This window comes from Terrabacter sp. P2_E3 (assembly GCF_056403915.1).
Genome location: NZ_JBFUEN010000006.1, coordinates 213939 through 234396 on the forward strand (window position 1 = coordinate 213939; position 20458 = coordinate 234396).

A 20458-nucleotide genomic window follows, 5' to 3' on the forward strand; every position below is an offset into this window, starting at 1 on the left:
CCTCGACCCTGACTGCACTTTGTGTCAGCACTGTCGCACCGAGCGGCACCGTTCTCCGGAGGTTCCGGACAAATGCGTCCAAGATTCCCAGCGATCCAACCCCGACCGAATACAACAATGAAATTACATGCGTGTCATATGCCCTACGTCAAGCCCGTTGGTGATATTCGCAGGTTCGAAATGTCCGGGCCGACCCCGCACGACGGGACGGGGGCAGACTGCTGAGAGGATCGGCGCATGCGCATCACCGCCCTGGCCGGAGGAGTCGGCGGCGCCCGGTTCCTCCGGGGCCTGCTCCACCACGCCCGACAGACCTACCCACTGGTCGCCGATCCCGACCGCCCCGATCCGCTCGAGCTGACGGTCATCGGCAACACCGGCGACGACATCACGCTCTTCGGCCTGCGGGTGTGCCCCGACATCGACACGCTGCTCTACACCCTGGGCGGAGGCATCCACGAGGGGCAGGGCTGGGGGCGCGCCGACGAGTCGCACCACCTCGCCGAGGAGCTCGCCGCGCTCGGCGCCGAGCCACAGTGGTTCACCTTGGGAGACAGGGACTTCGGCACCCACGTCTACCGCTCGCAGCTGCTCGGCCAGGGTATGCCGCTGAGCGGCGTCGTCGAGCGGCTCTCCGAACGCTGGGGGCTCGGTGAGCTCGGCGTACGCCTCCTGCCGATGACCGACACCCCCGTCGAGACGCACGTCGTCGTCGAGCAGGACGGCGAGCAGCGGGCGATCCACTTCCAGGAGTGGTGGGTGCGCCACCGCGCAGAGCTCGCAGCCGACCGGTTCGTCGTCGCCGGCCTCGACCGGGCCACGCCGGCTCCCGGCGTGCTCGACGCGATCCGCGAGGCCGACGTCGTCATCCTGCCGCCGAGCAACCCCGTCGTCTCGATCGGCATCATCCTCGGCGTCCCGGGTGTGCGCGACGCGCTGCGCGGCACCCGCGCGCCGGTCGTCGGGGTCTCCCCCCTCGTCGGCGGGCGCCCGGTGCGGGGCCACGCCGACGTGTGCCTGCGCACGATCGGGGTCGAGGAGTCGAGCGCCGGCGTCGCCGGGCTCTACGCCGACTTCCTCGACGGCTGGCTCGTCGACGAGGACGACCCCATGCCGGCACGCCGGGGTCTCGAGGTCCTGCGCCGCCCGCTGCTCATGAGCTCGGTCGAGGCGGCGGCCGACATGGCCGGGGCGGCCCTCGACCTCGGTCTGCGGCTGCGCACGGAGCGAGCCCGGGCGTGACCGCGCCGATCACGATCACCCCGCTCACCGGCATACCCGAGGTGCGCGAGGGGGACGACCTCGCCGATGTGCTCCAGGTCGGTCTCGACCACGCGGGCATCCGGCTCGCCGACGGCGACGTCGTCGTCGTCTCGAGCAAGATCGCGAGCAAGGCCCTCGGTCTCGTGACGCACGACCCCGACAAGGACCGCGTCGTGCACGGCGAGACCGAGTACGTCGTCGCCGAGCGTTCGGTGGGCGACCGCGTCACGCGGATCGTCCGCGCCAAGGCCGGGCCCATCATGGCGGCTGCGGGTGTCGACGGCTCCAACACGGGGGCGCGCGGCGGGTGGCTGCTGCTCCCCCACGACCCCGACGGCATCTGTGAGCAGGTCCATGACGCCCTCGTCGCGCGGCACGGCGTCCGAGTCGGGGTGGTCCTGAGCGACACCGCCGGACGTGCCTGGCGCGTCGGACAGGTCGACTTCGCCCTCGGCGCCCACGGGCTGCGCGTCCTCGACGACCTGCGCGGGGGCACCGACGCCGACGGCAAGCCGCTCGAGGTGACGACCCGCGCGGTCGCCGACGAGATCGCCGCCGCGGCAGACCTCGCGAAGGGCAAGGTGTCCGCCGTGCCCGCCGCGGTGCTGCGGGGGCTGCCGGGGATCCTCGTCGACGAGCCCCTCGAGTCCCAGCCCCGGGGACGCGACCTCGTACGCACCGGCCCCGGGGACTGGTTCGGCTACGGACGCGTCGAGGCCGTGCGTGCCGCTCTGGGCATCGAGCCGGGCAGCCCGGAGGCCGTTGCCGTGGGCATCGCCCCCGCCGGCACCGACACCCGCCTCGACGCGGTGTCCCGGGCGGTTCGCGCTGCGCTGCACGGCGTCGAGTCGGGCACCGCCGACGTGGGCCGGCTCTCGGTCACCCTCGGCGCCGAGAGCCCCTACGAGCTCGGACAGCTCGTCGCCCGGCTGCGGGCCGCGCTGTGGTGCGAGTGGCTGGTCGGCGAGGCCGGCTCGCCGTCGGCGGACGGCCTGTCGGCGGTCGTGCACGTCTCGGGCGCGCACGGGTCCTGACCGCCGGGGGCAGGGCGGGACGAGCCCGCGGACGTCACCCGACGGTGAAGACGACCTTGCCGAAGACGTCGCCGTCGACCATCCGTGCGAAGCCGTCACGGGCCCGGGCGAGTGGCAGGACCGAGTCGACGACCGGCTCGATGCGTGCCTGCTCGACGAGGCGGGCCAGCTGCCCGAGCTCCTCGCGGGTGCCCATCGTCGAGCCGACGACGCGCAGCTGCTTGAAGAAGATCTTCGTCAGCTCGGCCTTCGCCGGGGCGTCGCCGGACGTCGCCCCGGAGATGACGATCGTCCCGCCGGGGCGGAGCGAGTTGACCGAGTGCGACCACGTCGCGGCGCCGACGGTCTCCATGACGGCGTCGACGCGGTCGGGCAGCCGCTCGCCCGAGCCGAAGACGCGGTCAGCGCCGATCTCGAGGGCCCGCTGACCCCGGGCCTCGTCGCGGGAGGTGGCCCACATCCGGTAGCCGGCGGCCGAGCCGAGCTGGATGAGCGCCGTGGCGACACCGCCACCGGCGCCCTGGACGAGCACCGTGCCGCCCGGCTGCACTCCGGAGTTGGTGAAGAGCATGCGATATGCCGTGAGCCACGCCGTCGAGAGGCAGGCAGCCGTCTCCCACGACATCGACGCCGGCTTCGGCACGACGTTGCCCTCGGGGACGAGGACCTTCTCGGCGAGGGTGCCGTCGTGCAGCTCTGACAGGAGGGTGCGTCGCGGGTCGAGGGTCTCGTCGCCGCGCCAGCCCTCCGAGGGGACGACGGCGTGGACGATGACCTCGTTTCCGTCGGCGTCGACCCCGGCGCCATCGCAGCCGAGGACCATCGGCAGCCGGTCCGCCGCGAGGCCGACGCCACGCAGCGACCACACGTCGTGGTGGTTGAGCGCGGCGGCGCGCAGGTCGACGACGGTCCAGCCCGGGCGGGCCTCCGGATCGGGGCGGTCCCCGACGACGAGACCGGAGAGCGGGTCGGAGGCGGACTGACCGGCGGCGTAGGCAGCGAGCATTCCAGCACCATAGTGACCGGAGGCCGAACGGCGCCCCGGTAGGGTCCTGCCCGTGACCGACGACATCCCCGTGCGCCACGAGCCCGCGCAGACGACGACGGCGACCCGGGACCGTGCCGAGTCGAGCGCCACCACGACCGGCCAGGCCTCCCGGGCCGGCGATCGCGGCGCCGGTCAGCAGACCCACGGCGTCGACGCGCAGTCGGTCGCTCTCGTCGCCGTCTTCACGGCGCTCCTCGTCGCGGCCGCCGTCGTGCCCGGCATCCCCGTGGGCGGGTTCGGGGTGCCGATCACGCTGCAGACCCTCGCAGTCGTGCTCACCGGGCTCGTGCTCGGGCCCCTCCGCGGCGGCCTCGCCGTGGCGCTCTACCTGCTGCTCGGCTTCGTCGGGCTGCCGGTCTTCAGCCGGGGTCAGTCCGGCCTGCAGGTGCTGAGCGGACCGACGGCCGGCTACCTCGTGTCGTTCCTCGTCGCGGCGCTCGTCGTGGGGGTCGCCGCCCGCGTGGTCGTCCGCCGCACCAACCGGTCGCTCTGGGTGCCACTGCTCCTGCTCGCCTCCTTCGCGACGACCGTCGCGGTCGTCCACGCGCTCGGGGTCGTCGGGCTCATGGTCAACCTCCGGCTGCCGCTGTCGGCCGCGATCAGCGCGGACCTGCCCTTCCTCCCGGGCGACCTCGTCAAGGACGTCGTCGCGGTCGTCGCCGCCGTCGCCGTGCACCGCGCCTTCCCGGACGTCCTCGTGCGCCCACGGCGCCCCCGCGCGTGACCCGTCCGTGACGGAGGTCCGCCTCGAGGCCGCGACGGTGACCGTGCCCGTCGACGGTTCGCCCGGGCAGCGGACGCGCACCATCCTCGGTCCCGTCGACCTCGTCCTGACCGAGTCGCGGGTGACGGTCATCGGCGCCAACGGGTCGGGCAAGTCGACGTTGCTCCGCCTCCTCAACGGCCTCGTCACCCCGACGTCGGGCACCGTCACCGTCGACGCCCTCGACACGGTGCGTCACGGGGCCCGCGTGCGCCGCCGCGTCGCGTTCGCCTTCACCGATCCGATCTCGCAGCTCGTCATGCCCACGGGGCGCGAGGACGTCGAGCTCTCCCTGCGGCGGCTGCACCGGTCGCGCACCGACCGACGGGCCGCCGCCGAGCGGGTGCTCGAGCGCTTCGGACTGGCCCACCTCGCCGACCAGAGCGTCTACGACCTGTCCGGGGGTGAGCGTCAGCTCATGGCCCTCGCCGTCGTCCTCGCCACCGAACCGGGTCTGCTCGTCCTCGACGAGCCGACGACGCTCCTCGACCGACGCAACACCCTCCGGCTGCGCTCCCTGCTCGACTCGCTCCCCCAGTCCGTCGTCGTCGCGACCCACGACCTCGAGCTCGCCCTCCACGCCGACCGGACCCTCGTCGTCGACGAGGGGCGCATCGTCTTCGACGGTGAGCCGGCGACGGCCGTGGAGCGCTACCTCGCGCTGTCCGACGCGCCGTGAACGGTCCCGGCCTGTTCACGGCGCACGTCCCCGGCACGTCGGTGGTGCATCGAATGCCTCTGTGGCTCAAGCTCGTCGGCGTCCTCGTCGTCGGGGCGACGCCTTGGTTCGCGCAGTCGGTGTGGCCGCTCGCCGTCACGACCGTCGTCCTGGTCGGGGTCGTGCTGGCAGCGCGCCTCCCGGCGCGCCGCCTCGTGCGCTCGATGCGTGGCCTCCTCCCCGTCCTCGTCGTCCTGCTGGCCTTCCAGTGGTGGTCGCGCGACCTCGCGTATGCCGTCCGCGTCGTCCTCGGCATCGTCAACGCGTTCGTCGCGGCGGGCATCCTCACGGCGACGACGCCGGTCACCGACCTGCTCGACGGCGTGGTGCGGGCGGCCCGCCCGCTGCGCCGCGTCGTCGACCCCGAGGTCGTGGCGCTCACCCTCGGCGTCGTCGTGCGCTCGGTGCCCTGGGTGGCCGGGTCGTTCTCCAGCGTGCGCGAGTCGGCCCGGGCCCGAGGTCTCGACCGCGACCCACGGGCCGTCGTCGTGCCGACGGTCGTGCACGTCGTCGCCTTCGCACGCTCGACGGGTGAGGCCCTCGCGGCCAGAGGACTCACCGACCCGGCCGACGACGACGCTCCCGGCCCGGACGGACCGGGAGCGTCGTCACGGTCGGCCGGCTAACGCACTCCCCCGAGGACCCGGCCCGAGACGGCCTCAGCCACGGCCGGCGCCACGCGCTCGTCGAACACGCTCGGCACGATCCGGTCGGCCGTCGGCGCGTCGACGAGCCCGGCGATGGCATGCGCTGCCGCGAGCTTCATCTCCTCGGTGATCCGGCGAGCCCCGGAGTCGAGTGCGCCGCGGAAGATGCCGGGGAAGGCGAGGACGTTGTTGATCTGGTTCGGGAAGTCGGAGCGGCCGGTCGCGACCACCTCGGCGAAGCGGGCGGCGACGGCCGGGTGCACCTCGGGGTCGGGGTTGGCGAGCGCGAAGATGATCGCGCGCGGTGCCATCCTCAGGAGGTCGCGCTCGGCGACCGTGCCCCCGGAGACGCCGATGAGGACGTCGGCCCCGGAGAGCGCGTCGCCGATGGCGCCGGTCACCCCGTACCGGTTGGTCACCTCCCGGAGCTCGCGCTTGTGGGCGGCCAGGTCGTCACGGTCGGGACCGAGCACGCCCCGGGAGTCGACGACGACCACGTCGCCCACGCCGGCCGACACGAGGATCCGGCTCACGGCGACACCGGCGGCACCGGCGCCGGAGACGACGACCGTGAGGTCGGCGAGGTCCTTGTCGACGATCCTGACCGCGTTGAGCAGGGCGGCCAGGGCCACGATCGCCGTGCCGTGCTGGTCGTCGTGGAAGACCGGGATGTCGAGACGGTCCTGGAGCCGGCGCTCGATCTCGAAGCACCGCGGCGCCGAGATGTCCTCGAGGTTGATGCCGCCGTACGTCGGTGCGATCCGCGCCACCGCGTCGACGATCTCTTCGACGCTGCCGGTCTCCATGCACACGGGGACGGCGTCGACGTCGGCGAAGTGCTTGAAGAGCACCGCCTTGCCCTCCATCACGGGCATGGCGGCCAGCGGTCCGACGTCGCCGAGCCCGAGGACTGCGGTGCCGTCGCTGACGACGGCGACGGTGTTGCGTCGGCTCGTGTAGACGGCGGCCAGCGTCGGGTCGACCGCGATGGCGAGGGAGACCTGGGCGACCCCCGGCGTGTAGAGGAGGGAGAGGTCGGCAGCATCGCGCAGCTCCGACGTGGCGTGTACCCCGAGCTTCCCGCCCACGTGGGCCCGGAAGACCGGGTCGCTGGGGTCGAAGAGCTGGCTGGTGGGCAACGCACTCATGCTGGAACACCTCGTTCGCATGGAGACGAAGAGGGCAGGCGCCCTCACTGGTGGACAGTGCCGGGGGTCTGGCCTGCAGGTTTCGTTCTCGCGACGGGGGTTGCCCGAAGTCGCCATCATGGCACGGCGACACGGACCGACCCAAGGGCCTCCGGCGCGGTGTGACCTCTGTCTCAGACGTGGGCCGAGGAGCCGAGGGACTTGAGGAGGGCGTCGACGACGCGCGGGTCGTACTCGTAGCCGAGTCCGAGGTAGATGCGTTCGACGGCCGCCTCTCGCGCCCGAGCGCTGCGGGCCCCCGCCGTGAGGTCCTCGTAGGCGTTGACGACCTTGACGATGCGGCTCGTCAGGGGGATCTCCTCGCCGAGCTCGCGCACCTGGCGGTAGGGCGTCGTCTGGTGCTCGAGGATCCGCGCGACCCCCTCGAAGACGCCGGTCTCTCGGACGATGGCGACGGTGTCGGCCTCGATGCGCCGCTGGTCGGCCGGCGCCGCGAGGACGGTGGCGCCACCGGGGATCGGCTCGACGAGGGCCACCTGTCCGATGTCGTGGAGCAGCGCGGCGTACTCGAGGTCGAGCAGCTCGCGCTCCGACAGGCCCAGCTCGCGGCCCACCTGGACCGACAGGGCCGCCACGCGCTCGGAGTGCCCGGACGGGGTGTAGCCCGCGGCGTCGGTGAGGCGCGAGAGCGTCCGGATGCTCTGGAGGTAGGTGGCGCGGATGCTGACGTAGCGCCGGAACGCGAAGAGCGTCAGGACGAGCGGGATGAGGAAGAGCGGCAGGGCCACGATGCCGAGGGGCGGGGCGGCGAGCGCGATGAGGACGCCGGTGACCGCGACGGCGATCGACAGCGCGAACGAGGATCGGAACTCCTCGACGAAGATCCGGCGCACGTTGGCGCCGACCGCAAGCCCTTGCAGAAGCGAGGTGAAGAGGGCATCGGTCACCAGGGCCAGCAGACAGATCCCGAGCAGCAGGAGTGCCTGCTGCCACGGGGCGTACGAGCCCTCGCGCAGCGTGGCGCCGGGACTCTGGCCCAGGACGGCGACGCGGTAGACAAGCGTCACCGCGAGGATCGCCACGAACCGCCCGGCCGCGTCGACGAGGCTCGTGTCGCGCCCGGCGACGACGCGCACGGTGGTGCCGAGCGCCATGGACGCGGCTGTGACCGCCAGCACCAGTGGGGCGCCATAAGGCAGCTGCACCCTCCCGGGCAGCTCCGTGGTCAGTGCCAGTCCGAAGGCAGCGCCCATGGAAATGGGGGCTGCCTCGCGGAATCCGGGTGCGGATACGTGGAACCACTCACCGACCACGATCGCCACGGCGAACACGGCGACGAACCAGATGGTCGTGAGGTCTTGCGCCGAGGGGACGTCCCCGCTTCGGATCGCGACCGCCACAGACGCGACGAGGCCGAGGACGCCGAAGAATCCGGCGACCGGCTCGCGACGGAGAGCACCGTTCACGTCGCCGCCTCCGCGGGTGCGGACGTCGGCAGCCCGTGCCGGTCCAGGGCGGCGATCGCCGCCGCCACGACGTCGGGGTCGAACCGACCCGGGTCGGCGCTCAGCGCGCGCGCCACGTCAGCGACGGTGACGCCAGCGCCGGCGCCGGCGCCGGCGTCGGACGCGTGCACGACTTCGTCGATGGCCGACGTCACGGCCACGATTCGCGCCGCGATGGGGATGTCCTGCCCGGCCCGGCCGTCAGGTCGCCCGCTCCCGTCGAAACGCTCGTGCTGGTGGCGGATGCCCGATCGGGCGTCCTCGAGGAAGTCGATCCCTTCGATCATCCGGGCACCCACGACGCTGTGGCCGTCGATGACGCGCCGCTCGGCAGGACTGAGCGAGGACGGTGCCCGGCGGAGCAGGCGGGTGGCCACTCCCAGATGTCCGATCTCATGGAGCGTCGCGGCGTAGCGGACCGTGCCGATCTGGCCGGGCGGCAGGCCCAGCCCCTCGGCGACCCACTCCGCAAGTGCAGCAGCCCGACGACTCCGTCCGACGGCGGCGGGTTCCTTGGTGCCGAGCGCCGTGACGAGGGTGTCGACGGTCCGCTCGTGAGAGCGCAGCTCCTCGCCGAACTGGATGAAGGCCCACCGGGCCGCGAGCAGCGGCGCGAGGACGAGCAATGCACTGAAGGCGCCGAGTCCCGCAGGGAACCACAGGATGACGAAGAGCAGACCGATGACGCCGTAGCCGACGTAGGCGACACCCGAACCGGTCAGTACCTGCCGCATCTGCACCCAGAAGGGCACGCGCTTGTCGAGGCTGATGACACCGGACAGGAGTGCCGCGTTGACCAGGCAGGCGGCGATGTCAGCGGCCAGCAGGGGCCAGCCGACATCGGAGGCAAGCCTGACCGGTCCCATCCCGACCATCGCGTCTCCCTCGACGCCGCCGAGGAGCGCGTACGTGAGAGCACTGCTCGCGCCGAGGAGACTGCACATCGCCGCGTTGAACATCGTGACGCTCCGACGTGGCTGCTCCCTGTCAACGAGCATGGACAGGGCTCCGACCAGCCAGGCACCGAACATCCCGACGATCGCGGCCGAGGCCACGAGGATGATCGAGAGGAAGGAGAAGCTGATGCGCAGACCCAGCTCCGGCTCGCGGATCTGATAGCTGACCAGGCCCATGATGCAGAGGAGGACGAGTGGGCCGAAGGACGGCCGAGGCAACAGGAACCAGGAGGAGACACCGACGGCAAGCGAGGTCGTGACGACGAGCGCCAGATAGTACGGGAGCCAGCGCGACTGGGCGCTCGCCATGGCCGTTGTCGTCACGGAAGCCACGGTAGTGCCACGGCGTCGGGACCTAGGGAGGGTCCCGACGCCGTCCGGCAAGGCAGAGTGCTCAGCCGCCCGTCCAGCCCCAGACGCCAGCGAGGGAGATGATGGCGCGGGTGGCGAGGTCGTTGGACGCGAGTGCCGACAGGAGGGCAGCGAACATGTGGGGGCTCCTTCATAGATGGATGTTCCGGATGCGTGCGCCATGGAGGGGCGTTGCTGCGGCAGCACAGAACAACAGAGGTTTCCCTCAATGCACAGGATGCCTTGCGCGCGCGGGCGCACGGAAGCAGATCCGGCGTACCCATGCCGGATCTATACGAAGATTTTAAGGTTTGCAGGGCAAACCTGCGACCAAATTGGCCACTCGCGCAGGATGTGGAAGAATCGGGTCTTCGTGTCCCGCACCGGGGCCCGAGACCACTGTACGACCCATTAGGAGCCGACGATGAGCAAGCGCGCCCGCAAGCGCCGCTCCCGCAAGGGCAACGCCGCCAACCACGGCCGCAAGCCCAACGCCTGAGCCGCAGACGTCAGAGGCCCGCACCCGAGCAGCTCGGGGCGGGCCTTCGTCGTGTCCGTGGGACCCGACGTTGACGTCGTGGGCCGCTGTTCAGCTGCGGTCGACCTGGATCATGGTCATCGAGATGCGCGACATGATGGTCAGGCGCAGCGCCTCCGGCGCCTGCTCGCACTCGCACGAACGCTTGATGAGGGACTTGAGGGTCGTGTCGAGGTCGTACTCCTTGAGGCACGGCCCGCACTCGTCGAGGTGCGCCTGGATCTTGGCGCACTCGTCGGGGCCCAGCTCGCCGTCGAGGTACTCGTAGACCCTCAGCAACGCCTCGGAGCAGTCGGTGCGCGTCATCGCGCTGTCCGACGCACCCTGTCCACCCGTCGTGTGGTCGTTCATGACCGGCTTCCTTCCGTGCCAGCAGCGATCCCCGCACCCATCGCCGCACCCTCGGAGGTGCCGGCCGCCGCGAAACCGCGGTCGGCGGCATACTCCGAGAGGAGCTCGCGCAGCTGACGGCGGCCGCGGTGCAGGCGGCTCATGACGGTGCCGATGGGCGTGTCCATGATCTCGGCGATCTCCTTGTAGGCGTAGCCCTCGACGTCGGCGAAGTAGACCGCGAGGCGGAACTCCTCGGGGATCGCCTGCAGGGCGCGCTTGACGTCGCTGTCGGGGAGGTGGTCGAGCGCCTCGGCCTCGGCGGACCGGAGCCCGACCGACGTGTGCGACTCGGCCCGCGCCAGCTGGTAGTCCTCGATCTCGGCCGAGTCGGACTCGAGGGGCTGGCGCTGCTTCTTGCGGTAGCTGTTGATGTAGGTGTTGGTGAGGATGCGGTACATCCACGCCTTGAGGTTGGTGCCCGGCTTGTACTGGTGGAACGCGGCGTACGCCTTGGCGAACGTCTCCTGCACGAGGTCCTCGGCGTCGCTCGGGTTGCGCGTCGTGCGCAGAGCAGCGCTGTAGAGCTGGTCGAGCAGGGGCATCGCCTCGCGCTCGAAGCGCGCTCGACGTTCGTGCTCGCTCTCGCTCGCGACGTCGACGGTCGCATCGGCGCGCGCGAGGTCGTCGGGGTCGGACGGTGCAGGCGTCGCCCCCCGGGTCGTCGCGCTCGTGTCGGTGCTCGGGTCCGTCAGCCGCAGTGCGGCGCTCGGATCGGTCTTCTTGTCCTTTGCCATCGCCTCCCAGCCTAGACCGGTGGGCTGCGTCAGCAGACCGTGCTCGGTCGGCACGGTCGCGATGCTCTCGGGCTCACGGGTGGGGCAGGTGACCATGCTCCGTGCAACGACACCTAGCCGGGCAGCATTCCCGCGATCGTGCCGAGAGCCTCGGTGAGGGCGCTGCGCGAGCCCTTCGGGAAGCTGTGCGCGCCGGGTACCTCGACGAGCGTCGTGCCCACCGGCAGGTGCGCGCGCACCTCGTCGGGCGTGCCGAACGTGTCCTTGGTGCCCTGAACCACCCATGACGGCTCTGGCGCGAGCGCGAGCTCGTGGGCGCGCAGCTTCTCCGGCTGACCCGGCAGGTGGAGGGGGAAGCTGAGCAGGAGGCCGGCATCGGCCTCGAGCGGTCCGGCCGTGCGGCACGCCACGCGCGCGCCCGCACTGCGGCCGCCGACGACGAGGGGGCGCGGCAGGCGGCCCCTGCCGGTCATGAGCGCCTCGACGATCGGCACCCAGGCGACGTCGAGCGTGGGCGGGCGACCGGCCACCTTGCGACCGGCCACGAGCCACGGCTGCTCGACGAGCACGACCGCCCAGCCCGCGCCGACGAGCACCTCGCGGGCGATCGCGAGGTCGATCGCTCCGAGCCCTCCCCCGGCGCCGTGGCCGAGGACGACGGTGCCGCGTGGGCGTGCGGGTCGCTGGATGTGGGCGCGTCCGGGCCCACCGGGCGTCTCGATCTCGCGGACCGCCTCACGGGCCGGTGCGCTCACGCGCCGACCACCTCACCGGTCATCGGGTCTACGACACCTTCGAGCTCGGACTCGGGGACGGGCTCGACGAGGGCGGGACCGTTGTTGCGCGTCGCACCCACCGCACGGCTGACCGGGTGCGCCTCGAAGCGTCCGGGCGCGGCGAACTCGAGGACGCCCTGGACGTAGCCCGGGTCCTTCTCGTCGGGATCGAGCCAGTGCTCCCACTGGGCGGGCTCGAGGACGAGGGGCTGGCGGTCGTGGATGCGGTCCATGCCGGGGTCGGCGGCGGTCGTGATGATCGTGAAGGTCGTCAACCACGCCGCCGGGTCGCCCTCGGGCAGCTCGCGGTCGCGCCAGAACTCGTAGAGCCCGGCGAAGGCGACGGGGGCGCCGTCGGCGCGGTGGATGAAGAAGGGCTGCTTGCGCGGCTTGCCCTTGGCGTCGACCGCGGTCGGCGAGACCTGCCACTCGTACCACCCGTCGGCCGGCACGAGGCAGCGGCGCGAGAGGGCGGCCTTGGCGAAGGCACCCTTGCCGAGCACCGACTCCGCGCGCGCGTTGGTCATGCGCAGACCCGTCGAGACGTCCTTGGACCACGCCGGCACCAGACCCCACGTGAGCATCCGGAGCTGCCGGGCGGGGACGGCCTCCTCGTCTGCGCCGTCGGTGCCTCCGGTGCCGCGAGGCCTCCGGGTCAGGACGACCAACGCCTGCTTGGACGGGGCCATGTTCCAGTCGGGCTCGCCGGCCGGCGGGCTCTGGGGGTTCTTGAGCACGCTGCGCGCGGGCTCGTCGGTGTGGTCCTCGTCGACGTCGAAGGCCTCGATGAGCTCGTCGGGCCGCGCGCTCGCGGCATACCTCCCGCACATGCGCCACAGCGTATGCCGGGTGGCCGACGACATGGATCGTGACGGCATACGCGTCCGTCACGACCGCGACGACCCCGAGGGCCGGCGTGGGCGGCACGTCCTGCGCCGCGGGTATGTCGATACCGTAGGTGTCCACAGGTCCACGATGGTCACGACGCGTTCGAACGGGTCGCGGCCAGAGGAGGAAAACGCATGATCGTCCGTCGTCTCGCCCGCCCGCTGCTCGCATCCGTCTTCGTCGCCGCCGGCGTGGAGGCGCTCCGCCACCCGGCTGCGCGCACCGACCAGGCCGCCCACCTGCTCCAGAAGGTGCCGGGCCAGGTGCCGGGGGCCGAGGTCGCCGCGAAGGACCCCGACCTCTTCGTCCGGATCAACGGCGCCGCCCTGCTCGGCGGGGGGCTCCTGCTCGCCACCGGTCGGATGCCGCGGCTCGCCTCGACGGTGCTCGCCGCCTCGGTCGTGCCGACGACGGCGATCGAGCACGCCTTCTGGGAGGAGACCGACCCCACCCGCAAGGCGCAGAGCCGCAGCCTCTTCCTCAAGAACGTCGGCCTGCTCGGCGGCCTGCTCCTCGCCGCCGTCGACACCGAGGGCAAGCCGGGCCTGGCCTGGCGCGCCCAGCACGCCACGAAGACGACGCGCCGCGAGGCCCGTCACGCCCAGCGGGCCGCCAAGCGTGAGGCGCGCCTGCTCGCCCATCGAGCCCAGGACGTCGTGAGCTGAGTTGAGTCCCGCTGATCCATCGCCCCACCCCATGTCCGTGACGGACGGCGCCACCGACGGCGCCACCCTGACCGAGGAGCCCGACTGGGCGGCGCCGCTCGCGCCCGGACCGCTCGATGCCACGGTCGTCCTGCCGGGTAGCAAGTCCCTGACCAACCGCTACCTCGTGCTCGCCGCACTGGCCAGCGACCGTTCACGGCTGCGGGCGCCGCTGCGCTCGCGTGACACGCTCCTCATGGCCGACGCGCTGCGCGCCCTGGGCGTACGCATCGACGACGTCGCGCCGGAAGGTGAGTCCGGCAGCGGTGGGGTCGGTGCGGTCGGCGGCGTGCTCGACTGGGTGGTGACGCCGCCCGAGACGTTGAGCGGTGACGTGACGGTCGACTGCGGCCTGGCGGGCACCGTGATGCGTTTCCTGCCCGCCGTGGCGGCGCTCGCCGACGGGCCGGTCCGGCTCGACGGCGACCCCCAGGCGCGGGTGCGCCCGATGGGGCCGGTCACCGACGCGCTGCGCGCGCTCGGGGTCGAGGTCGACGACCACGACGGGCACCTGCCGGTCACGGTCCACGGGCGCGGACGGGTGCCGGGCGGGTCGGTGACGATGGACGCGTCGGCCTCGTCGCAGTTCATCTCGGCGCTGCTCCTCGCCGGGGCACGCTACGACGAGGGCGTCACGGTGCACCACGACGGCAAGCCGGTGCCCAGCGAGCCGCACATCCTCATGACGGTCGAGACGCTGCGCGACGCGGGCGCGATCGTCGACGACAGCGAGCCCGACACCTGGCGTGTCGAGCCGTCCGAGATCAACGCCCTCGACGTGTCGGTCGAGCCGGACCTGTCCAACGCCGGGCCCTTCGTCGCGGCGGCCCTCGTCGTAGGCGGCACGGTGCGGGTGCCCGGATGGCCCCAGCACACGACCCAGGCCGGTGACCTCCTCCGCGAGATCCTCGACACCATGGGCGCCGACGTGCGCCTGGACCGCTCGGGACTCACGGTCGTCGGGAGCGGTGAGCTCGTCGGCATCGACATCGACCTGCACGACGCGGCCGAGCTGACCCCGACGGTGGCTGCTCTCGCAGCGCTCGCGTCGACGCCGACGTGGATCCGGGGCGTGGCCCACATCCGCGGCCACGAGACCGACCGTCTCGCGGCCCTCACGGCAGAGCTCGGTCGGGTCGGGTCGCACGTCACCGAGACCGACGACGGGCTGCGCATCTCGCCGGCACCCTTGCACGGTGGCCGGTTCCGCACCTACCACGACCATCGCATGGCCACCGCAGGCGCGATCATCGGACTGCGCGTGCCCGGCGTGCACGTCGAGGACATCGACACGACGCGCAAGACGCTGCCCGACTTCGTCGGGCTGTGGCAGGGCATGCTCGACGGCTCACGCCCGGTGGTGCTCACTCGATGAGCTGGCGGGACCTCGACGAGGGAGACATCCGGGTCCGCCCCAGTCGCAAGGGGTCCCGGCCCCGCACGAAGGAGCGGCCCGCCCACGCGGACGCCGTCGTCGCCATGGTCATCGGCGTCGACCGTGGCCGCTACACGTGCCTCATCCCCAAGGGTTCGCTCGGCAAGAAGGAGCCCGAGCGCGTCGTCACGGCCATGAAGGCCCGTGAGATCGGCCGCACGAGGGTCGTCGTCGGTGACGACGTCGCCCTCGTCGGCGACCTGGCTGGCGGTCCGGACGCGCTCGCCCGCATCGTGCGCATCGAGGAGCGTCGGTCGGTCCTGCGACGCACGGCCGACGACACGGACCCCTACGAGCGGATCATCGTGGCCAACGCCGACCAGCTCGTCATCGTGACGGCCCTGGCCGACCCCGAGCCGCGGCCGCGCATGGTCGACCGCTGCCTCGTCGCGGCCTACGACGCGGACCTCGAGCCGCTGCTCGCGCTGACGAAGGCCGATCTCGTCGACCCGAGCGACTTCCTCGCGCACTACACGCCGCTCGAGGTCGAGCACGTCGTGACGTCGTGGAAGGACGGCGACTTCTCCGGCCTCGAGGACCTCCGCGCCAGGCTCTCCGGCAAGGTCTCCGTCCTCGTCGGGCACTCCGGCGTCGGCAAGAGCACTCTCGTCAACGGCCTCGTCCCCGGCGCCCTGCGCGCCACCGGCGTCGTCAACGACACGACCGGCCGCGGGCGCCACACCTCGACGAACGCCGTGGCACTGCGGCTGCACGGTGCCGACGGCTCCGACGACGGCTGGGTCATCGACACGCCGGGCATCCGGTCGTTCGGACTCGCCCACATCGACGTCGACCACATCATCGACCACTTCCCCGACCTCGCCGAGGGCACCGACAACTGCCCCCGCGGCTGCACGCACGACGAGGAGGAGTGCGCGCTCGACGCCTGGGTGGCCGACGGTCACGCCGGACCGGCCGGCGCGTCACGTCTCGAGTCGCTGCGTCGCCTGCTCAGCAGCCGGAGCACGACCGAGGAGCACTGAGCCGCAGCGACCTTCGTCGCCGGGCTCAGCGCCACTGCTCGGACCGATGCCGCTAGGTTGAGCCGGTGACCTCCTACGACGACGACCTTCGTCTGGCCCATGTCCTCGCGGATGCCGTCGAGAGGGTGACGATGGCACGCTTCCGTGCCGCCGACCTCGTCGTCGAGAGCAAGCCGGACCTCACGCCCGTCACCGACGCCGACCGGGCCGCCGAGGAGCTCGTCCGGCTGCAGCTCAAGCGCACCCGCCCGCGTGACGCCGTCGAGGGCGAGGAGTTCGACACGACCGGGCACGGTCCGCGGCGGTGGATCATCGACCCCATCGACGGCACGAAGAACTTCGTCCGCGGCGTGCCCGTGTGGGCCACGCTCATCGGCCTCGTCGTCGACAACGTCCCGGTGCTGGGCCTCGTCGCCGCGCCGGCCCTGCAGCGTCGCTGGTGGGCCGCGACCGGCTCAGGCGCCTGGAGCGGCCGCTCCCTGTCGTCGGCCAAGCGCATCTCGGTGTCCCAGGTCGGACGGCTCGGCGACGCGTCGCTGTCGTACTCCTCGCTCGCCGGCTGGCGGGTGCGCGGGCGGCGTGACGACTTCCTCGACCTCATGGACGACTGCTGGCGGACCCGTGCCTACGGCGACTTCTGGTCCTACATGCTCGTGGCCGAGGGGGCCGCCGACATCGCGGCCGAGCCCGAGCTCGCCGTCCACGACATGGCCGCGCTCGTCGCGATCGTGCAGGAGGCCGGTGGGCGGTTCACCGGACTCGACGGCAAGGACGGCTGTTGGAGCGGCAACGCGCTCGCGACCAACGGCCTGCTGCACGACGAGGTGCTCTCGCGCATCGGCACCTCGCCTGCCTGAGGCCGCGCTGGGCGGGATGCACTGGGCGGGATGCACTGGGCGGGATGCACTGGGCGGGATGCACTGGGCGGGATGCACTGGGCGGGATGCACTGGGGCGGGATGCACTGGGCGGGATGCACTGGGGCGGGATGCACTGGGCGGGATGCACTGGGCGGCATAGCCTTTCGGCATGAGCACCGACTCCCCCGACCCCGCCGACTCCTCCGACTCCGCGGTACCCGCCCCGGCGGTCCCCGTCGCATCGGTCCGCCCTGCCCGCGAGGCTGACGTGCCAGCGCTGGCCGAGGTCGCCGCAGCGACGTTCGTGCTCGCGTGTCCGCCGTCGATGACGCGTGACCGTGTCGAGGCGTTCGTCGAGGAGGTCCTCTCCCCCGCCCGCTTCACCGACTACGTCACCGACGCCCACCGCCACGTCCTCCTGGCCGAGCGCGACGGGACCGCACTGGGGTACGCGATGCTCGTCGCCGGCGACCCACGGGACGAGGACGTCAGCGCCGCGATCCGGATCCGCCCGACCGTCGAGCTGTCCAAGATCTACGTCCTGCCGCAGGCTCATGGCACGGGCGCTGCCGCGCTGCTCATGAGCCGGGCCCTGGACTGGGCACGCGACTCCGGCGCCGCCGGCGTGTGGCTGGGCGTCAACCAGCAGAACGAGCGCGCCCAGCGCTTCTACGGCAAGAGCGGCTTCGACCGAGTCGGCACCAAGCGCTTCCTCGTCGGCGGTGTGTACGAGGACGACTACGTCATGGAGCGCCCGCTCCAGCCGACCGACACACAGTCCCCCGGTTCGAGGTGATGCCGAGACGCACCCGGGTGTCGGCATCACCTCGACCGCGAGGTCGTTCTGGGGTCAGGCGTCGGTGACGACGGTGACGTCGCCGAGGCCGAGGGCCTCGATGGCTGGCAGGTGGGCCGCGGCGTCGCCGACGACGACGATCGTCCACCCGGCTCCGGGTTCGCCGCTGCCGATGCCGGCTCCTCCGGCGAAGCGGGCGTAGGCCGCCTCGACCCGACTGCGGTCGACGGTTGCGAGGTCGCGGAGGTTGTCGGTCGTGAACGCCGTGGTGCGACCGTCGAGAGCCATGCCCACCGCCTCGTCGGCGATGGAGTCAGCTGTGGCGTAGCGACCCGGCGCGGTCTTGGAGATGAAGTCGACACCGGAGCGGATCTCCTTGTCGCTGAACCCGTCCCGGCCGCTCTCGAGGATCTCGACGAGGAGCCTCAGAGATTCCGCGGTCGAGTCGGCGCGCACGGAGCCGGACGTGAGGAACACACCGCCGCGACGCCGCGGGCGGAAGCTCGACCGGATGCCGTAGGTGTAGCCCTTCTCCTCGCGCAGGACGGCGTCGATGCGGGCGTTCGGGGAGCCTCCCAGGACGAAGCCGAGCACCGGGTAGGGCGCCCACCCACCCTCGACGGAGCGGTCGGGTCCTGGCGCCCCGATGACGAACTCGGTCTGCACCGAGCCCGGGCGGGACACGAGGACGATGCGACCGCGGTCGGGCGCGAGGACGGCGGCGTGCTGGAGGTAGCGCTCCCGGTCCCGCGGACCGTGGGCCCACCCACCGAGGGCGGCCTCGACGAGGGCCGGCACGTCGAGCCCGTCGAGGTCCCCGGCGACGACCACCGTGCCGCCGGCGGCGACGACGTGCTCCGCGTGGAAGTCCACGACGTCGTCTCGCGTGATCGACGAGACGGTCTCGCGCGTGCCGCCCGTGGGCCGGGACGAGCGGTCGTCGGAGGCGTAGAACGTGCGGACGAACTCGAGCCCGGCGCGGTGCGCGGCGACCGAGCGCTCCTGCTCGATCTCGGCGAGACGGGTGCGCACTTGGCGGGCGACCTCGGTCTGCGGGAAGGCCGGCTCGGTGAGGATCTGCCGGAGCAGGTCGAGCGCGGGCTCGAGGTTGCCCTTGACGACGTCGAGGTCGAGGGAGAGACCGGCGTCCGCCATCCCCGCGCCGAAGCTGACACCCTTGCGCTCGAGCAGCCGGGCGAACTCCTCGGCCGTGTGCTCGTCGGTGCCCTCGTCGAGGGTGCGGGACATGATCGAGGCCACCCCCTCGCGCTCGCGCGGCTCGTCCCGGAGCGACACGGGCAGGCCGAGGCGCACCGAGACGACGTACTGGCCGGGGACGTCGTAGGTGAGCAGGCGCAGGCCGTTGGGCAGGTCGTGGGCGCTGCCCTCGGGAAAGTCCCACGGCTCGGGCGGTGCGACGACGGGGCGGGCGACGGCGGTCATGCGGCCTCCTCCGAGTCCTTGTCGGTGCGGTCGGTGTCGTCGGACTGGTCAGCGTCCTTGCTCGTCTCGGCGAGGTAGCGCACGACCGCCCGCGACGCGGGGTAGAGCCACGCCGCCGCGGCGGCGCGGGCCTGCTCCGCGGTCACCGCGCGGATGCGCTCGACGAAGGTGTTGACGTATGCCGGGTCGCCCGTGAGCAGCGCGTGGTGGCTGATGTGGTCGGCGCGCTCCTCGATGCTCGCGAGCGCGCTCAGCCACGAGCGTTCGGTGTCGGCGATGACCGACTCGAGCTCGGCGGCATCCGGCCCCTCGTCGATGAAGCGGCCGATCTCCTCGCACACCGCGGCCTCGACCTTCTCGACGTCGGCGCCTGCGGACACGTCCACGGTGATGGTGCCGAGGCCGACACCGTCGACGAGTCCCATCGTCCAGCCGCCCACGGCCACGGCGGTCTCGTCGGTGCGGACGAGACGGCGCACGAGCCGAGAGCTCGCCAGGCCGCCGAGAACGTCGACGGCGACCTGGCAGGCGAGGTAGTCGGGGGTCGTGTCGACGGGGAGCCGGAAGGAGACGTAGATCCGGTCGTTGGGGACGTCACCGACGCGGTCGAGCCGGACCGGCTCGGAGAGCGGTGGCAGCTGCGCGTGCCGCTCCCGCGGGTGCAGCTCGATGGCCGGGAGGCCGCCGAAGTACGTCTCGGCAGCGGCGAAGCCCTCCTCCGGGGTCACGTCGCCGACGAGGGTGAGGACGGTGTTGTTCGGCCCGTAGTGCGCGCGGAAGAAGGCGTGGACGTCCTCGAGCGTCGCGGCGTCGAGGTCTTCCATCGACCCGATCGTCGGGTGGTGGTAGGGGTGGTCCTCGGGGAACGCGGTCGCGTAGATGTCGATGAGCGCCGAGCCGTAGGGCACGTTGTCGTAGCGCTGGCGCTTCTCCTCCTTGACGACGTCGCGCTGGTTGTCGAGGTTCTCCTGCGTCACGGCGTCGAGGAGGTGGCCGTGCCGGTCGGCCTCGAGCCACAGCGCGAGCTCGAGTGCACCGGTGGGCACCGTCTCGAAGTAGTTCGTGCGGTCGAACCACGTCGTGGCGTTGAGCCGGGCACCCTCGTCCATGAGGGCCGAGAAGTGCTCGCCCGACGCGACGTCGCGGCTGCCCTGGAACATCAGGTGCTCGAAGAGGTGGGCGAAGCCGGTGCGTCCAGGGGTCTCGTGGCGGGAGCCGACGCCGACCCACAGGTTCACCGCGACGTTGGGCACCGTGTGGTCCTCGCTGACGATGACGCGCAGGCCGTTGGCGAGCGTGTGCTCCGCGAGCGGATAGGAGATCGCTGTCACGGATCGACCCTATGCGACGGAGCGCGGGAGGTGACGAGTCGTGAACGCAACACCTGGGCGTCGAGTACGTGCAGAATGCGGGGGCCACCTCCCGCCACCACCCGCCACGACTGGAGTCCTCAGGTTGACCGACTCGCCACAGGAC

21 protein-coding genes are annotated in these 20458 nt (G+C 72.2%); 11 read left to right on the plus strand and 10 right to left on the minus strand.

Annotated elements, in window-relative coordinates:
• Positions 1–237 precede the first annotated feature (237 nt).
• Together cofD and AC1DW8_RS10020 are read left to right on the plus strand one after the other, a co-directional pair.
• Positions 238–1242: a 2-phospho-L-lactate transferase gene (cofD, locus tag AC1DW8_RS10015; protein ID WP_056770635.1), complete on the plus strand. Its 1005-nt coding sequence runs from the start codon at positions 238–240 to the stop codon at positions 1240–1242.
• Entirely contained in the window at positions 1239–2297 is a 1059-nt protein-coding gene (locus AC1DW8_RS10020; protein WP_478093683.1) for a coenzyme F420-0:L-glutamate ligase, read from the plus strand. The genes cofD and AC1DW8_RS10020 overlap by 4 nt, the downstream gene beginning before the upstream one ends.
• Before the next feature lie 34 nt (positions 2298–2331).
• On the opposite strand, the gene AC1DW8_RS10025 is transcribed toward AC1DW8_RS10020, so the two are convergent.
• A complete protein-coding gene (locus AC1DW8_RS10025) occupies positions 2332–3303 on the minus strand; it encodes a zinc-binding dehydrogenase (RefSeq protein ID WP_056770642.1) in 972 nt (323 codons plus the stop codon).
• A gap of 52 nt (positions 3304–3355) precedes the next feature.
• On the opposite strand from AC1DW8_RS10025, the gene AC1DW8_RS10030 reads away from it, so the two are divergent.
• Genes AC1DW8_RS10030 through AC1DW8_RS10040 form a run of 3 tightly spaced genes read left to right on the plus strand, consistent with a single transcriptional unit; the run spans position 3356 to position 5452 of the window.
• Complete coding sequence (locus tag AC1DW8_RS10030; RefSeq protein WP_478093685.1) at positions 3356–4069, plus strand: biotin transporter BioY; 714 nt, start codon at positions 3356–3358, stop codon at positions 4067–4069.
• A 7-nt stretch (positions 4070–4076) separates the two neighbouring features.
• Complete coding sequence (locus AC1DW8_RS10035) at positions 4077–4787, plus strand: energy-coupling factor ABC transporter ATP-binding protein (RefSeq protein ID WP_478093687.1); 711 nt, start codon at positions 4077–4079, stop codon at positions 4785–4787.
• 41 nt (positions 4788–4828) lie between these two features.
• Entirely contained in the window at positions 4829–5452 is a 624-nt protein-coding gene (locus AC1DW8_RS10040; RefSeq protein WP_478093752.1) for a CbiQ family ECF transporter T component, read from the plus strand.
• Here AC1DW8_RS10040 and AC1DW8_RS10045 read toward each other — a convergent pair.
• From AC1DW8_RS10045 to AC1DW8_RS10055, 3 genes are all read right to left on the minus strand, one after another.
• Positions 5449–6621 carry an NAD(P)-dependent malic enzyme gene (locus AC1DW8_RS10045; protein ID WP_478093689.1) on the minus strand — a complete coding sequence of 391 codons (1173 nt, stop codon included), beginning with the start codon at positions 6619–6621 and terminating at the stop codon, positions 5449–5451. The genes AC1DW8_RS10040 and AC1DW8_RS10045 overlap by 4 nt on opposite strands.
• A gap of 173 nt (positions 6622–6794) precedes the next feature.
• Entirely contained in the window at positions 6795–8087 is a 1293-nt protein-coding gene (locus AC1DW8_RS10050) for an HD-GYP domain-containing protein (protein WP_478093691.1), read from the minus strand.
• Positions 8084–9406, minus strand: coding sequence for an HD-GYP domain-containing protein (locus AC1DW8_RS10055; RefSeq protein ID WP_478093693.1), 1323 nt, complete (start codon positions 9404–9406; stop codon positions 8084–8086). Before AC1DW8_RS10055 ends, AC1DW8_RS10050 begins: the two co-directional genes overlap by 4 nt.
• 451 nt (positions 9407–9857) lie before the next feature.
• Between AC1DW8_RS10055 and AC1DW8_RS10060 the strand changes: the two genes are divergently transcribed.
• Positions 9858–9932 carry a 50S ribosomal protein bL37 gene (locus tag AC1DW8_RS10060; RefSeq protein WP_369791897.1) on the plus strand — a complete coding sequence of 25 codons (75 nt, stop codon included), beginning with the start codon at positions 9858–9860 and terminating at the stop codon, positions 9930–9932.
• A gap of 90 nt (positions 9933–10022) precedes the next feature.
• Here the strand turns inward: AC1DW8_RS10060 and rsrA are convergent, their stop codons facing one another.
• Genes rsrA through AC1DW8_RS10080 form a run of 4 tightly spaced genes read right to left on the minus strand, consistent with a single transcriptional unit; the run spans position 10023 to position 12704 of the window.
• Positions 10023–10322, minus strand: a complete 300-nt coding sequence (gene rsrA, locus AC1DW8_RS10065) for a mycothiol system anti-sigma-R factor (RefSeq protein ID WP_478093695.1) — start codon at positions 10320–10322, stop codon at positions 10023–10025.
• Positions 10319–11194, minus strand: coding sequence for a sigma-70 family RNA polymerase sigma factor (locus AC1DW8_RS10070; protein WP_478093697.1), 876 nt, complete (start codon positions 11192–11194; stop codon positions 10319–10321). Before AC1DW8_RS10070 ends, rsrA begins: the two co-directional genes overlap by 4 nt.
• Before the next feature lie 17 nt (positions 11195–11211).
• Complete coding sequence (locus tag AC1DW8_RS10075; protein ID WP_056770668.1) at positions 11212–11853, minus strand: alpha/beta hydrolase family protein; 642 nt, start codon at positions 11851–11853, stop codon at positions 11212–11214.
• On the minus strand, positions 11850–12704 hold the full coding sequence (locus AC1DW8_RS10080) for an SOS response-associated peptidase (RefSeq protein WP_056770669.1): 855 nt from the start codon (positions 12702–12704) through the stop codon (positions 11850–11852). Before AC1DW8_RS10080 ends, AC1DW8_RS10075 begins: the two co-directional genes overlap by 4 nt.
• Before the next feature lie 192 nt (positions 12705–12896).
• Here AC1DW8_RS10080 and AC1DW8_RS10085 point away from each other — a divergent pair, with 192 nt between their 5' ends.
• From AC1DW8_RS10085 to AC1DW8_RS10105, 5 genes are all read left to right on the plus strand, one after another.
• The gene (locus AC1DW8_RS10085) at positions 12897–13427 is read left to right on the plus strand and encodes a DoxX family membrane protein (protein ID WP_478093700.1); all 531 of its coding nucleotides are present in this window, start codon (positions 12897–12899) and stop codon (positions 13425–13427) included.
• Between the two features lie 31 nt (positions 13428–13458).
• The gene (gene aroA / locus AC1DW8_RS10090; RefSeq protein WP_056770675.1) at positions 13459–14841 is read left to right on the plus strand and encodes a 3-phosphoshikimate 1-carboxyvinyltransferase; all 1383 of its coding nucleotides are present in this window, start codon (positions 13459–13461) and stop codon (positions 14839–14841) included.
• Complete coding sequence (gene rsgA, locus AC1DW8_RS10095; RefSeq protein WP_020143035.1) at positions 14838–15884, plus strand: ribosome small subunit-dependent GTPase A; 1047 nt, start codon at positions 14838–14840, stop codon at positions 15882–15884. The genes aroA and rsgA overlap by 4 nt, the downstream gene beginning before the upstream one ends.
• Before the next feature lie 65 nt (positions 15885–15949).
• Entirely contained in the window at positions 15950–16741 is a 792-nt protein-coding gene (hisN, locus tag AC1DW8_RS10100; protein WP_056770676.1) for a histidinol-phosphatase, read from the plus strand.
• A 171-nt stretch (positions 16742–16912) separates the two neighbouring features.
• Positions 16913–17539, plus strand: a complete 627-nt coding sequence (locus AC1DW8_RS10105) for an N-acetyltransferase family protein (RefSeq protein WP_478093703.1) — start codon at positions 16913–16915, stop codon at positions 17537–17539.
• Between the two features lie 54 nt (positions 17540–17593).
• Here the strand turns inward: AC1DW8_RS10105 and AC1DW8_RS10110 are convergent, their stop codons facing one another.
• Complete coding sequence (locus tag AC1DW8_RS10110) at positions 17594–18982, minus strand: M16 family metallopeptidase (protein ID WP_478093705.1); 1389 nt, start codon at positions 18980–18982, stop codon at positions 17594–17596.
• Positions 18979–20313, minus strand: coding sequence for a M16 family metallopeptidase (locus tag AC1DW8_RS10115; RefSeq protein ID WP_478093707.1), 1335 nt, complete (start codon positions 20311–20313; stop codon positions 18979–18981). The genes AC1DW8_RS10110 and AC1DW8_RS10115 overlap by 4 nt, the downstream gene beginning before the upstream one ends.
• Positions 20314–20458: the final 145 nt, after the last annotated feature.